Origin of the sequence: Actinomyces sp. ph3 (assembly GCF_000308055.1) — a bacterium.
Taxonomy (GTDB): domain Bacteria; phylum Actinomycetota; class Actinomycetes; order Actinomycetales; family Actinomycetaceae; genus Pauljensenia.
In genome coordinates this window covers 701,939-715,896 of sequence record NZ_CAGY01000001.1, presented here as the reverse complement: position 1 = coordinate 715,896, position 13,958 = coordinate 701,939, and the positions used below count along the sequence as shown (strand labels likewise).

Below are 13,958 nucleotides of genomic sequence, written 5' to 3'. Positions count from 1 at the left end.
TGAGCCCAACGAACTGCACTGAGGAGAACTGTGGCTGAGACCACCGAGATTCTTGAGCTGGATGAGGAAGTTGTCCCCAGCTCCTACACCACAGAGACTGAGTCAGCGCCTGCTGGTGCTGGTCAGTCCATCACCGCGCCCGGCGCGGGCCTTGGCCGCCGTAAGGAAGCCGTTGCCCGTGTTCGCCTGGTTCCCGGCAACGGCCAGTGGACCATTAACGGACGCACTCTTGAAGATTACTTCCCGAACAAGCTGCACCAGCAGCTCGTGAAGTCCCCCTTCACCCTGCTTGATATCGACGGTCGCTTCGATGTGATCGCTCGTATCAATGGTGGCGGCATCTCCGGCCAGGCCGGCGCGCTGCGCCTGGGCATCTCTCGCGCACTGAACGAGATCGATCGTGACGCGAACCGCCCCGCACTGAAGAAGGCTGGCTTCCTGACCCGCGACGCCCGCGCTGTTGAGCGTAAGAAGGCAGGCCTCAAGAAGGCACGCAAGGCTTCGCAGTTCTCGAAGCGCTGATCTTCGCCTTTACTTCAAGGTGTGGCCCCAATCGGAAGATTGGGGCCACATTTTTGTAGTCGAAATGCCTAGTTCTCTGCTTGCTTTCCTGGAATGTTGGTTGCTGGTCAATCGATTGAGTGAACAGTGAGCAGCTAGAATAGCGGTGGATTAATTTTCGAGCGGGAGGTACCCCGATGGCCAGGTTGTTCGGAACAGATGGCGTGCGTGGACTTGCAAATGTCGACTTGACTGCGCCACTTGCCTTGGAACTGGGTGAAGCGGCAGCGCGCCTGACGATTCAGGGACGCCCGGCCTCGGGACATAAACCAAAGGCGATCATCGGCCGCGATACGCGTATCTCCGGCGAGTTCCTGGACCATGCGCTGGCGGCGGGTTTGGCAAGTGCGGGAATGGATGTTGTCCGCGTTGGCGTTGTGACCACGCCGACCGTTGCGCATCTGACGGCCTCATCCTCAGTTGACTTGGGCGTCATGATTTCTGCCTCGCACAACCCCATGCCCGACAATGGCATTAAGTTCTTCGCTCACGGCGGCTATAAGCTTCCCGACCAAGTTGAAGACCAGATTCAAGAGCTTCTCAACACTTCGTGGGATCGTCCGACCGGCGCTGCAGTCGGTGAGGTCGAATACGACGATGACTGGGCAGAAAAGTCCTACATCGAGCACTTGATGGCCTCCTTGGGTACCGATCTTGATGGTCTACGCATCGCGGTTGACTGCGCCAATGGTGGTGCGTCTTTCCTTGCTCCCGAAGCCTTCCGTCAGGCGGGCGCCGATGCCGTTGTCATTAATGCGGCTCCCGATGGGCGCAACATTAACGACAAGGCCGGTTCCACTCATCCCGAGCAACTTCAGGCCCTGACCGTTGCTTCCGAAGCTGATTTTGGTGTTGCTTACGATGGCGATGCCGACCGTTGCTTGGCTGTGGACCGCGATGGCAACATTGTTGACGGCGACAAGATCATGGGCGCACTTGCTGTCCATATGCGCGACGAGGGCCAGCTTGCCAAGGACACCTTGGTTGTCACTGTCATGTCGAATCTTGGCTTGATTCTTGCCATGCAAGAGGCAGGGATCAAGACGGTCCAGACCGGAGTTGGTGACCGTTATGTCCTAGAAGCCATGCTCGAAGGTGGGTACTCGCTGGGTGGAGAACAATCCGGACACATCATCGCGAAGAAGTACGCAACTACTGGCGACGGCATCCTCTCCTCGTTGCTGTTGGCACGCATGGTGAAGGAATCGGGTCGAGATCTGGCCGACCTCACAAGCTTCATCAAGCGCCTTCCTCAGACGCTGATCAACGTTGGGGGAGTGGATCGTTCGCGCGCGAACACCGACCCGGCCGTTCAGGAAGCAGTTGCCGCTGCCGAGGCCGTGCTGGGCAATACGGGTCGCGTCCTGCTTCGTCCCTCCGGTACCGAACCTTTGGTCCGTGTCATGGTCGAGGCCGCAACGCAGTCCCAGGCCGATGGCGTGGCTTCGCGCTTGGCTGATGTCGTGAAGGAAAACTTGGCGCTCTGAAACCGCTGAAGGCTCCGCGGCCTCGGCTCCTTTAGCCTCTACGAGCCACAGATTGTCTCCATACCGCGCGAGTTGGAATGGTGATGGTCTGTGGCTTGGCTTTTCCGCGAGGTTTCTCAACAGCCCTGATGATCGCGTCTACTGCTTGAGAAGTCATTTCGTGGAGTGGCCACTCTACGGTAGTGAGTCCCAGCTCTGAGCTATTCACGGGATCTTGGTTTCCGAATCCAAGGATCGAAAGGTCCTGGGGGACACGCAGGTCGAGTTCTGCTGCTGCCTTGAATACGCCGGGAGCTTGGGAGTCATCGGCAAGAGCAACAAGGCCGATTTCGCTGTTCTCCGAGAGTAAGCGTAAAGCTGCTTGATAGGCGGTTGACGCGTCCCAGTCCGGAAGTGCCAGCATGGCGAACCGCTTCCCAAATGTGGCTTCGAGCGGTTGTTGTCGGGAGTGATTCGTATTTGGCCCGGCAAGGAATACTGCGTGTTGTTTCCCTGATGTCTGCGCGCTGTGGTCGAGGATTTCCTGGACTCCCGCGCATTCGTCAATTCTGACAAGAGCGTGTGCACCTTGGCGGTCGTCGGTGTTAATCATCGACATAGCAACGACGGGAATCCCCAGATTCCCTAAAAGAGTAGAGGCGAAGCTCTCCGCCGAGGTGGTTTCGCGAATAACACCCGCTAATTGGGTATCTCCAAGAACGGCGCGGATCGTCTCTGCGTCAGAAGGGTCCGCACTAGATTGGAACAGTGGAAGCAGTAGGTATCCACGTCGTTGAATCTCAATCATCGCCGTTGTTAAAACGGTGTGGACCACGGGAACGAAGGGGTTGTCGGGGAGTTCAGCCATCAAAAGTGCGATGAGTCGTGAACTTCCACGTCGAAGCGAGCGTGCGGCAGCGTTGGGAATGTAGTTGAGAGTGCGCGCGGCATCTTGGACACGCTGGATCGTCGCGGGTGCAATCTTGACTTCGGGTCCGCGACCATTGAGCACGAGCGATACAGTTGAGGGAGCGACGCCCGCTGCGCGAGCGACGTCTGCCCGTGTGGCTCGATCCATTTCATCTCCCTGGTGCTGAGTCCACCGAATCTGCGTGAATGCAACAACTATAACGTGTTAGTCTAGGTGTGCTACAAGGCGTCGATGTTGACTTACCTGAAAGGCTCATGATGAAGACTACGCCCTCATATGCACCGAGAACAGGGAAACTTGCCTCACCACGTGCATATTTTGCTGATGACCCGGGTGAGTTGAGTCTGGATGGAACGTGGTTTTTCGACTATCACCGCAGTGATCCAAACCCCGATGCCAACCCCGAGTTGGCCTTCGAGCAGCCCTTTGTTCCTGAGACAGAGACTATTGACGTGCCCAGTCATTGGGTCTTGAGGGGAGAAGGTCGCTGGGGTGCTCCCGCCTACACCAACGTTGATTTCCCATTCCCCGTCGATCCACCCTTTCCTCCGGAAGAAAATCCTGTCGGCGACTATTCGCGGCGTTTCACGTGTCCAGAATCCTGGCTTACTTCGGGAGGGCAGGTTCGCCTACGCTTCGAGGGCGTTGAATCCCAGATCATTGTTTGGGTCAACGGCCAATGGATCGGAATGGCCCGGGGTTCACGCCTTGCGCATGAATTCGACATCACCCAGGCACTTGTCCCCGGTGAAAATACGGTGACTCTTCGCGTCCACCAGTTCAGTGCGGGGTCCTATCTTGAGGATCAGGATCAGTGGTGGCTTCCCGGAGTTTTCCGCTCAGTTTCACTGCGATACCTTCCCGACTTCTCCATTGAGGACCTGTGGATCGATACCGATTACGAGGCCGGGCAAGGATTTGTGGCCCTTGAGCTGAGAGTGCGCGGGGCGCAGAGTGAAACGCTTGGTGTGAATCTGGACATCGAGGGCCTCGGTACCTCAGTGCTGACGCTCACGCGAGGGGAGGATGGCCGTTACAGGAGCGAAAACATCGGCCTCGGAACTGTTCAGCCCTGGAGCCCGCAATCCCCGAAACTTTACGCCGCGCGCGTGCAAGCGGTGGGGGAGGGAGGCCGCCTGACGGAAGTGCGTCACCTGCGCCTCGGTTTCCGAAGGATCGAAATTGTTGATGGCGTGCTGCGTGCCAATGGACAGCCACTGAAGCTGAATGGTGTTAATCGCCATGAAATCCGTGCTGATGAGGGGCGAGTATTTAGCGAAGAATTCGCGCGCGCCGACCTTGAACTCATGAAGTCGATGGGAATCAACGCGATCCGAAGCTCTCATTACCCGCCTCACCCGCGCCTGCTTGATCTGGCCGATGAAATTGGGCTGTGGGTCATGCTCGAGGGGGATATTGAAACCCACGGTTTTGAGGGGAACCGTACCTGGATCGATAACCCTACCGACGATCCGCGCTGGGAAGCCTCCTACCTTGACCGCACTGAACGCGCTTTTGAGCGCGACAAGAACCATGCCAGCATTTTCTGCTGGAGCCTGGGGAACGAATCTGGAACAGGTCGCAACCTGGCGGCATCTGCGCATTGGCTCCATGAACGCACCAATGGGCGAGAGATCGTCCACTACGAAGGCGACCACGCCATGGAGTATGTCGATATCTACTCGCGAATGTATCCGACGCTTGAAGAAGTCGCCGCGGTGCTTGATGACACGGATCTGCATGCTCCTGTTGCTGTCCCAAGTCATCCGAGCGCGGCCGTAGATGATGCCGCGAAAGAACGTATTCGCAGCGCTCCCTACATCATGTGCGAGTATCTCCACGCGATGGGAACTGGGCCTGGTGGGGCTGCTGCTTATGCCCAGCAAATGACCCATCCGCGTCATGCGGGAGGCTTCGTGTGGGAGTGGCGTGACCATGCACTGTGGCGCACTCTTCCTGACGGGCGTCGTGCTCTTGCCTACGGCGGCGATTTTGGCGAGGAGGTCCACGACGGGAATTTCGTCTGCGATGGTTTGGTTGATGCGCTTTCGCGTCCCTATGCGGGGACCAGGGCATGGATTCGCGCGCTCGCACCTGATGCGCCGATCCTTCGTGAGCGTGCGCAGAAATCGGGTGGCGAGGCCGAGGAGCGCTTGCGTGCTCTGGCTTCCGCAGCTTCCTCTCTGCTTGCCCCTAGCGAGGCCGAGAGCAGCGCCGTGTTTGACGATCGCGGGCGCGTGGAGTCCGTGGGAGGGCTTCCGATCATGGCGGAGATCAGCGTCTACCGTGCGCCGACCGATAATGATCGCGGGCGCGGTCCCGTCGACTATTGGGGGATTTCTTCTGATGATCTAGGGCCGCTGGGAACGGGGACTGGGCAGTGGGGAGTCTCCCATGCCCAGCGTTGGGAAATGGTGCGTTTGCACCTTCTGCGCAGGACCTGGCACGGAAGCTCGTTTAAGCACGGAACGCGAGTGCTGATTGAACGTTGGGCGCCACCTGCTGCGCAGTTTGGACTTGAAGCACGCTGGACTTTTACTTCCGTAGACGGAGAAAACGAAGGCGCATCTGCGGGTGTTGCACTGCCGGGAAGTCGCCTCCTCGTCAAGGTTGAAATGACCCCCTATGGAGAGTGGCCCGAGCGTATCCCCCGCGCGGGGGTTCGTCTACGCATTCCGGGAACGGGGTGGACGGCCTCGTGGGTCGGGGAGACGGACATTGCTTATACAGATATTCCTGGCGCCAATCCAGATGGTTTTGGGCACGCTGAGCTTGAGGGGCTTTGGGATGTGGGAGTCAAACCCCAAGAAGGTGGACATCGACCGGGATTGAAGATTCTTGAGCTACGTGGGGAAGAGCGTGCACTCATAATCATTCCCCGCAGCGAGATGGGATGGAGTGCATCGCCCTGGAGCGAGCGAGAGCTTGCCCAGGCTGGTCATTGGGAAGACTTGTCGGAATCAAATCGGACTTTTGTCTGGCTTGACGCCGTTCAAGACGGCATTGGGACTCGCTCGTGTGGTCCTGATGCGCGCCCCGAATTCGGTGCTCGTATGGCAGCGCGCACCATGGAATTCATCCTTTGTGTAACGGATCTATAACAATTGTTCGCTATGCAACGTGAAGTCTGGCTGGCAACGGTAGCCTAGGCTTATCAACTAACACGAGATAGTTAGTGATTCGGTATTCATATCGATCTACGACACGAACCAACGGAGGTTTCGCATGTTGAAGAAAAGGATGGCCGCCGGTGTTGTCGCCCTGGCCATGATGAGCACTCTTGGGTTGAGCGCCTGCTCGAACGGCAGCGACTCTTCCTCGAATTCCGCAAGTAGCGGATCGGCATCGGGTTCTATCCCCAAGCCTGATGTTTCCTGCGATATTCCCGCAACGAATCTCGACGATTCGAAGATCGACACCTCGAAGGTCGAAGGTGAAATCACCTTCCAGACTCAGGGCCTCAAGACCGATTTCGGTGACTTCTTCACCAAGAAGATCAAGGAATTTGAGGACGCAAACCCCGGCGTCAAGATCAAGTGGACTGACCAGGCAGGTGGCGCTGAGTTCGACCAGACCATCACCGCACAGGCAACAAACTGCCAGATGGCGGATGTTGTGAACGTTCCTTCCTCGACCATCCTCGCTCTGTCAAAGTCCAACCTCCTCATGGACTTTGATGTGAAGGCTCCCGGTATCGGCGACAAGTTCGTTCAGACTATTTGGGATTCGACCAAGCTTGGTGCAAACAAGCACCACACTGCTCTTCCTTGGTACTTCGGTCCCTACATCACCACCTACAATAAGGAAGTTTTCAAGCGCGCAGGTCTGGATGAAAACACCTCTCCCAAGACCATGGAAGAGATGTTCGACTACGCCGCTAAGGTCGGTGCAGACGGCAAGGGCGATTACGGAATCTACGGCTCCCCGCAGTGGTACATGACCGCCCAGCTGCACGGCATGGGTGTCAACCTCATGAACGCTGACAAGACCGAGTTCAACTTTGCCGACAATGAACAGGCCATCAAGTATGTGACCCGCTTGGCTGAGCTCTACAAGAGCGGTGCAATTCCGAAGGACTCTCTGACCGGTGAACCCGATCCCGGCAAGGCATACGCCGATGGAAACCTCGCATTCGGTACCCCGAATGCCTCCTTCCTGAAGTCCGTGAAGGCCAACAACGCGACCGTCTACAACAACACCGGTGTCGGCCCCTTCCCGACCAACCCCGGAATCAAGCCGGTCTTCGAAGGCCAGTACATCGGCGTGTCCGTCTCGACCAAGAACGCTCCTCTGGCAATGAAGTTCGCCGAGTGGATCACCAACGCTGAGAACGAATACGCATGGACCCACGACGGCGGCGCGATCATCTTCCCGGCAGCAACAAGTGCTCTTGACAAGCTTGTTGCCAACCCGCCGGAGATCGCTAACGACCCGGTCTTCAAGGCTGCCTACGAAGAAGCTGCAAAGGCTGCAAAGGACGCCGAGGCCTACACCGACGTCTTCTACACCACCGGTGCTGTTCAGGACAGCCTGGTTGAGAATGTGAACAAGGCAATCCGCGGAGAGGTAGACCCCAAGACCGCTCTGAAGACTGCACAAGATCAGATGAACAAGAAGCTCAAGGCTCTTGGCGAATGATCTAACCCTTGCCGGGGCGAAACCACAGCGTGTTTCGCCCCGGCAAAACCTCTAAACAGCACCGAAGGACCTGACAATGTCGTCGCGTACAGGACGTGCCCCAAGCCGATCTCTTAATGGGGCAGCGCGTTTCCGCCCGGGATGGATGCCGTGGATCTGGATTACACTCCCGGTCTTGGCAATTATTACTTTCTACATTTATCCCTTCATCACAACGGTTTTCGTGTCTTTCACGAAGACCAAACCGCTGAGGAAAATTGGTCCCTTCATCGGGATCGAAAACTACACCTACGTTCTGAACGACCCGGAATTCTGGGGATCTCTGCGCAACTCACTCATCTACGCGGTCTGCGTTGTTCCTTTGATGGTGCTTCTCCCTCTTCTTCTTGCGCTCCTGGTCAAGTCCTATGTTCCAGGAATCGGATTTTTCCGCGCGCTCTACTATCTGCCGGCGGTTTCCTCGCTGGTCGTCATCTCATTGGCGTGGCGCTACTTGCTCAATGAAAGAGGTCCCGTCAATAACCTCCTGACCTCGTGGGGGATGGATACGGTTCCCTTCCTCTCGAATCAGTGGCTGATCCTGTTCTGCGCCATGCTCATTACCCTGTGGCAGGGCTTGCCCTACTACATGATTCTGTACTTGTCCGCCTTGGCGAACGTTGATAAGTCTCTGTACGAGGCCGCCGAGCTTGATGGGGCAGGAAGCGTCCGTCGTTTCTTCACCGTCACTGTTCCCGGTGTCAAGGTCATGATGTTCTTGGTTGCGACACTGACAACGATTGGCTGTCTCAAAATCTTCACCGAGGTCTATCTGCTTGGCGGAACCGCTTCACCAACGAAGACTTTGACCATGTACATCCGAGACTGGACCGATCCGACGTATGGCTCTCTAGGCAAGGGTGATGCCGCTTCAGTGTGTCTCTTCCTGATCACCTTCGGATTCATTATTGCCTCCCAGAAGCTCCAGAGGAAGGCTGAAGATCAATGAGTACCGCATCTGCAACTAGTGCAGCCACGTCCTCGTCGAAGTTTGCACAATGGCGCAAGGCTCGCAAACTTGAAAATCAGTCACGAAATGTGGCATCGCGCCAGATCAAGGGTTCTCGCCTTGTGCTGCGCTACATCACGCTGGTCGTCGTTGCAATCCTCATGGTCGGCCCGCTTCTGCTTCCTCTCCTTGCAGCATTCAAGGCACCTGGAGAGTCCGTCTTCGGCCAGGGCGCAACGATCTTCCCGCAACATTGGTCATTGGCAGCTTTTGCGACGCTGTTCAAACAAACTGGAATCCTGCGAGCAATCGGCAACTCGGTCATCGTTGCCACACTGACAGTCGTTTCAAACATCATCTTGTCCTGCTTGGGCGGATACATGCTTTCGCGGCGTGGGTGGACTGGCCGCAACATCATGTACTTCGTTGTCCTCTCGGCGATGATCTTCCCCTTCGAATCGATCATGCTGTCCCTGTACTCGATGATGGTCTCAATCGGCACGTACAAGACGCTTACCAGTGTGTGGATGGTCGCCATGATCGGCCCCTTCCAGATCCTCATGATGCGCGCGGCTTTCCTTGGAATCCCCGAAGAAATTGAAGACGCAGCACTGATTGATGGGGCGGGTGAATGGTCGCGTTTCTGGAGGATTTTCCTCCCTCAGGTACGCGGAACTCTCACGGTTGTTGGCCTGACATCCTTCATCGGTGCTTGGTCCGACTTCCTTTTCCCGTTGCTCATGCTTGTTGACAACGATAAGCACACCTTGATGCTGGAACTGACGGCAATTCAAAATTCCGCTCAGGGAACGACGTACCAGTTGGTGTTGGCTGGTGCTGTTGTGGCATTGGTTCCGGTTGTCCTAGTCTTTGCTTTCTCGCAGAAATACTTCTTCCGCGGGATTGAAGACGGCGGTTTGAAGTTCTAGACCTTTAAGGCATAACTCATGAGTGACGAACTGAGTGAAGATTTTGCCCCCGACGCGCTAGAGGCCGCAGGTGCTCTGCGTCAATATCCAGATCCCGGATATATTTGGCCCTCAGACCCGCGTACCCTCGCCGCCCTAGAAAAGTGGAGGGACCATAAGGTCGGTGTCATCATCCACTGGGGAATCTTCTCTCACATTGGACAGGATGGTTCGTGGTCACTGCACCGCCAGCGTTTGGGTGGCTTCACAGATCCGCCTGAAGAATGGACGGGGAGCGACGAGGAATACCACTCCTGGTATTGCGATCAGGCTCGCAGCTTCACCGGAGAAGACTTTAACGCCGAGGAATGGGCATCAGCCTGCGCAAAGGCGGGAATGCGCTATCTGGTCTTTACGACAAAGCACCATGATGGCTATGCCATGTACGACACCGATTTCTCGAACTTTAAGTCAACCAGTGAAGATGCGGGGCTGGGGCGGGACATTGTCCGCGAGATGTTCGATGCTTTCCGTGCATACAACATGGAGACAGGTGTTTATTTCTCGAAGGCCGATTGGAACCATCCAGGATATTGGGATCGTGCACGTACGATCACTGACCGCTATCACAACTTCGATATTGAGACGCACCGCGCAAAGTGGGATTCCTTCGTTCGTTACACCCACAATCAGATCGATGAGCTGCTGCGCAACTATGGCAAGGTCAACGTGCTGTGGCTTGACGCAGGATGGGTCCGCGAACCCGATGAGCCGATCGATATTGATCAGATAGCCGAGCATGCTCGCGAGCTCCAACCCGATATTTTGGTCGTGGACCGTGAGGTTCACGGGGTGAATGAAAACTATCGAACTCCCGAGCAGGAAGTCCCCGAGGATATCCGACTCTATCCCTGGGAATCATGCATCACCATGACTCGCGGGTGGTGTTCGATGCGCCCCGAGGAACCGATCAAGCCCATGCGCCACATCATCTCCAATCTCTTGGCGATTGTGTCTCGAGGCGGCAACTACTTGATCGGGATCGGCCCCGATGCCCAAGGGCGCATGTCGAGTTGGATCGGGCGAGGCCTCGAGGAGCTTGGTAGGTTCTTGGACGTCAACGGAGAGGGGATCTACTCAACTCGTCCGTGGACGGATATCGACCAGGTGTCGGGAGAAGAAGGATGGTCGTGGTACGCGACGCGGCCCAAGGATGATGACCAGCGGGTCTTCTTCTTTGGGATGCCCCCGGCTGCGCCCGCTGACGAGGCCACAGAACTTTCCGTCGAAGAGGCGACTTTTGCCCCTGCTGGCCTTGCGTCAACGTGGCTTGAGATTCCCGGGAAAGTTCTTGAAGCGCGAATCCTTGGGAGCGCCGAACCCGTCATCGTTGAGAATCGTGAAGGCTCATCACGCCTCGTGATCCCACAGACCGATTTGCACTACGCAATCGGACTCGAACTCACCTTCTGAGTCTGAGCGATTCGACTCGGTGATCTGAACCCTTTGTAAAGACCATCGTTGCGCGCTCGCGGGTTGGGGCAATGTTCTCCAGAAGGTTCGGGAGGTTAATTTCTTCCCAAATCGAGCGAGCCGTGGCCTCGGCCTGAGCATCGGTCAGCGAAGCGTAGGTGCGGAAGAAAGAATCTTCACGAGTAAATGCGGTCTGACGCAGCGTGAGGAAACGATCAACGTACCACTGCTCGATGTTGTCTGGTGAAGCATCAACGTAAATGCTGAAATCAAAAAAGTCGGAGACAGCCACCGGCATGACTCCGGGACCCCACTTGGGAGGTTGAAGGACATTGAGTCCTTCAACAATCAGGATGTCGGGGCAATCAACGACAACACTTTCGCCTTCGACGATGTCATAAACGACATGCGAATAGACGGGTGCTTGGACATGACGCTTCCCTGACTTCACCGCCGAGAGAAAAGAAATAAGGGCGGGACGGTCGTAGGACTCGGGGAAACCTTTTCTCCCGAGCAAGCCTTTGGAGCGGAGTACTGCGTTGGGGAAAAGGAAACCGTCCGTGGTGATCAGGTCAACTCGTGGGGTTTTCTCCCAGCGTGAGAGCAAGAAACGAAGAAGGCGTGAAACAGTTGACTTGCCCACTGCAACTGAACCACCGATACCGATGATGAAAGGTACATGAGTGCGGCACGGGCGCATGAGGAAACGTGAACGTTCCTGCTCGATGCGTCGATGTCCCTCAACGTAGAGCTGGAGAAGCGCAGTCAAAGGGCGGTAGATCGCGTCGACCTCGGCAATATCGATGGGATCGCCAAGGGTTGCTAGGCGTGCCAAATCAGTATGCGTCAGCGGAAGGGGAGTGCGGTCTGCCAGTTTGTCCCACTGGGCACGCGAATAGAAGTCGAAGGGAGAATCTTCGGAAGTGGTGCTGTCGCTCACAGTCAATATTGTGGCAAGCCCGTGGGAGCTTAAGCCAATTAATGATCCTGATTCTGTAAAAGTGTTACCTATTGCGCAGGTGAAGACGGCAACTTACATCTTGTGCAATCTCAATCATCTACTAGCCTGAAACAGTTGCCTAAACGGTTGTCTGTATTGACGTAAACGAAAAATGGAAGGTGTCATGATCGACTACTTCATCGCGCTACTTCCGGCTCTTTTCCTTGGCTTTATGTCCATCGTCCTTGTCGCTCAAGGCGGCGATGATCGACAAAAGACCCTGGGAACTTTGGGAGGTGCTTTCCTCTTCTCAGCTCTGGCAACCCCCTTCATCGATGTTCATTGGACAACCAAGACACTGCTCATTTCCTTCCTCTCAGGCTTGATCCTAGGATTCGGGCAGTATCTCCAAATTCTTTGTCTGAAGGTCCTCGGTGTCTCACGCACCATGCCGCTGACGACTGCAGGCCAGATTATCTTCATGTGCCTGGGTGGGATCATTCTCTTCGGTGAGATGAACCATGGCCTTGCGCTTGTCTTTGCACTGAGCTCTATCGCGCTTCTCACCCTGGGCGTCGTCTTCATCTCCAAGACTGAAAAAACTCAGGAGGCAGCCGCCGAAAACGTTGACTGGAAGCGCGGAACAATACTTCTCGTTATCTCAACCGCCTGCCTTGTCGCCTACCTCCTGATTGTTCAAGGCTTCGGCTTGGACGGACGCTCCGTGATCCTTCCTCAATCGGTTGGTTACTTCCTTGTCGGTCTCATCGCAACGATCCCCGCGCTTTCGCCTCAGCTTGGTAAGGAAGACCGCCGCTGGAGCTGGCTCACCGTCCGCCAGATCCTTCCTGGACTCATGTGGGGTGCGGCAATTCTGCTCACTCAGATTTCCTCGTCGCGCATGGGCGTCGCAGTTGCGTTCCCCCTGTCGCAGATGGGCGTTATCATCCAGACCTTTGGCGGGATCTTGATCCTTCACGAGACGCGAACTTCCCGAGAAATGCGCTGGACGATCATCGGAGTCGTTGTCATGGTCATCGGGGTCATCATGGTGGGTGTTGCTCGCTCATTCAGCTAGACCTCGCTCGTGTCGGATGTTCCCGTTGAACACGTGAAACAATGGGCATATGGCTGAGCAGATCCCTCTCTTCGATCCCCAAAGCGCGCGCGAGTTCCTTTTTGCGCCTTCCTCTGACGAGGATAAGTATCGCCGAGGCGTTGTCGGAGTTGTCGCGGGATCTGATACCTACCCGGGTGCGGGGTTGCTGGCAACCTTAGCCGCCTCGAATACCGGAGTGGGCATGGTTCGCCTGAATTCGACCCGCCGCGTAGAAGATCTTGTTCTTCACTACGCTCCCGGTGTTGTGACCGTGGGCGGTCGAATCCAAAGTGGAGTAATCGGTCCGGGGTGTACGAATGAGCGCTACGAGGATTGTCGTGAGCTCGCGCAATTTTGTATCGACTCCAAGCTTCCTCTGGTGATCGATGCGGGTGCGCTTGACTTAGTTAAAGGACTTCGTGACTACGCGGATGCGCATTCACGTTCCCTTTCGCGCACAATCCTCACCCCTCATCACGGCGAGGCCGCGCGTCTTCTCACGCAGTTGGGTAGCCCGCGTTCTCGCGCGGATATTGATGCTAATCCTGCCGCGTCTGCCAAGGAACTTGCCTCGCTCACGGGTGCCATTATCCTTTTGAAAAGCTCGACTACTTTGTGCTCGTATCTCCATCACGACCAGGGGAATCGAACGCAAGAAATCTTCTCGATTCCTCAAGAAACCCCCTGGGCTGGGGTCGCAGGCAGTGGTGATGTGCTTGCCGGGACGGTCGCGGGGATCACTGCGGGGTTCCAGGCACGAGCTGAGCGCCGTCAGGGGAACCCGTCGATTTCCGAGGCCGAATGCGCAAGCCTTGCGAGCCTTGGCGCGTGGGTGCATGCCCAAGCGGCCTTCCGCGCAAGCGTGAGTTCGGAAGGGCATGCACATCCCATTCAAGCTATTGACATTGCTCGCGCTCTTCCGGAAATCATCGGCGGACTGTGTTCCTAGTCCCT

At 56.3% G+C, this 13,958-nt stretch carries 11 protein-coding genes; 9 read left to right on the top strand and 2 right to left on the bottom strand.

All coding sequences use genetic code 11. The features are described 5' to 3' along the window. Positions 1-30 precede the first annotated feature (30 nt). Both rpsI and glmM read left to right on the top strand, forming a co-directional pair. The gene (rpsI, locus tag HGAS_RS03265) at positions 31-522 is read left to right on the top strand and encodes a 30S ribosomal protein S9 (protein ID WP_009408809.1); all 492 of its coding nucleotides are present in this window, start codon (positions 31-33) and stop codon (positions 520-522) included. 176 nt (positions 523-698) lie between these two features. Then, a complete protein-coding gene (gene glmM / locus HGAS_RS03260; protein WP_019126480.1) occupies positions 699-2,048 on the top strand; it encodes a phosphoglucosamine mutase in 1,350 nt (449 codons plus the stop codon). Between the two features lie 31 nt (positions 2,049-2,079). Here the strand turns inward: glmM and HGAS_RS03255 are convergent, their stop codons facing one another. After that, positions 2,080-3,105: a LacI family DNA-binding transcriptional regulator gene (locus HGAS_RS03255; protein WP_019126479.1), complete on the bottom strand. Its 1,026-nt coding sequence runs from the start codon at positions 3,103-3,105 to the stop codon at positions 2,080-2,082. 107 nt (positions 3,106-3,212) lie between these two features. Here HGAS_RS03255 and HGAS_RS03250 point away from each other — a divergent pair, with 107 nt between their 5' ends. From HGAS_RS03250 to HGAS_RS03230, 5 genes are all read left to right on the top strand, one after another. After that, positions 3,213-6,059 carry a glycoside hydrolase family 2 gene (locus HGAS_RS03250; RefSeq protein WP_019126478.1) on the top strand — a complete coding sequence of 949 codons (2,847 nt, stop codon included), beginning with the start codon at positions 3,213-3,215 and terminating at the stop codon, positions 6,057-6,059. 124 nt (positions 6,060-6,183) lie between these two features. Further along, complete coding sequence (locus HGAS_RS03245) at positions 6,184-7,596, top strand: extracellular solute-binding protein (RefSeq protein WP_009408816.1); 1,413 nt, start codon at positions 6,184-6,186, stop codon at positions 7,594-7,596. A 76-nt stretch (positions 7,597-7,672) separates the two neighbouring features. Further along, positions 7,673-8,584 (top strand): carbohydrate ABC transporter permease, encoded by a 912-nt coding sequence (locus HGAS_RS03240; RefSeq protein ID WP_019126477.1) that lies wholly within the window; start codon positions 7,673-7,675, stop codon positions 8,582-8,584. Further along, complete coding sequence (locus HGAS_RS03235) at positions 8,581-9,513, top strand: carbohydrate ABC transporter permease (RefSeq protein ID WP_019126476.1); 933 nt, start codon at positions 8,581-8,583, stop codon at positions 9,511-9,513. The genes HGAS_RS03240 and HGAS_RS03235 overlap by 4 nt, the downstream gene beginning before the upstream one ends. Positions 9,514-9,531: 18 nt before the next feature. Then, positions 9,532-10,965, top strand: coding sequence for an alpha-L-fucosidase (locus tag HGAS_RS03230; RefSeq protein ID WP_019126475.1), 1,434 nt, complete (start codon positions 9,532-9,534; stop codon positions 10,963-10,965). Here HGAS_RS03230 and coaA read toward each other — a convergent pair. Beyond that, positions 10,955-11,905 (bottom strand): type I pantothenate kinase, encoded by a 951-nt coding sequence (gene coaA / locus HGAS_RS03225; protein WP_019126474.1) that lies wholly within the window; start codon positions 11,903-11,905, stop codon positions 10,955-10,957. The two genes, HGAS_RS03230 and coaA, sit on opposite strands and share 11 nt — an antisense overlap. Before the next feature lie 184 nt (positions 11,906-12,089). Between coaA and HGAS_RS03220 the strand changes: the two genes are divergently transcribed. Both HGAS_RS03220 and HGAS_RS03215 read left to right on the top strand, forming a co-directional pair. Continuing rightward, positions 12,090-12,983, top strand: a complete 894-nt coding sequence (locus tag HGAS_RS03220; RefSeq protein WP_019126473.1) for a GRP family sugar transporter — start codon at positions 12,090-12,092, stop codon at positions 12,981-12,983. A gap of 49 nt (positions 12,984-13,032) precedes the next feature. Beyond that, entirely contained in the window at positions 13,033-13,953 is a 921-nt protein-coding gene (locus HGAS_RS03215; protein WP_019126472.1) for an ADP-dependent NAD(P)H-hydrate dehydratase, read from the top strand. The last annotated feature ends 5 nt before the right edge of the window (positions 13,954-13,958 follow it).

Excerpts from the sequence above, each read along its gene's own strand:
- glmM (WP_019126480.1), top strand. The coding sequence starts at position 699 with ATGGCCAGGTTGTTCGGAACAGATGGCGTGCGTGGACTTGCAAATGTC.
- HGAS_RS03255 (WP_019126479.1), bottom strand. The coding sequence starts at position 3,105 with ATGGATCGAGCCACACGGGCAGACGTCGCTCGCGCAGCGGGCGTCGCT.
- HGAS_RS03250 (WP_019126478.1), top strand. The coding sequence starts at position 3,213 with ATGATGAAGACTACGCCCTCATATGCACCGAGAACAGGGAAACTTGCC.
- HGAS_RS03245 (WP_009408816.1), top strand. The coding sequence starts at position 6,184 with ATGTTGAAGAAAAGGATGGCCGCCGGTGTTGTCGCCCTGGCCATGATG.
- HGAS_RS03240 (WP_019126477.1), top strand. The coding sequence starts at position 7,673 with ATGTCGTCGCGTACAGGACGTGCCCCAAGCCGATCTCTTAATGGGGCA.
- HGAS_RS03235 (WP_019126476.1), top strand. The coding sequence starts at position 8,581 with ATGAGTACCGCATCTGCAACTAGTGCAGCCACGTCCTCGTCGAAGTTT.
- HGAS_RS03230 (WP_019126475.1), top strand. The coding sequence starts at position 9,532 with ATGAGTGACGAACTGAGTGAAGATTTTGCCCCCGACGCGCTAGAGGCC.
- HGAS_RS03220 (WP_019126473.1), top strand. The coding sequence starts at position 12,090 with ATGATCGACTACTTCATCGCGCTACTTCCGGCTCTTTTCCTTGGCTTT.
- HGAS_RS03215 (WP_019126472.1), top strand. The coding sequence starts at position 13,033 with ATGGCTGAGCAGATCCCTCTCTTCGATCCCCAAAGCGCGCGCGAGTTC.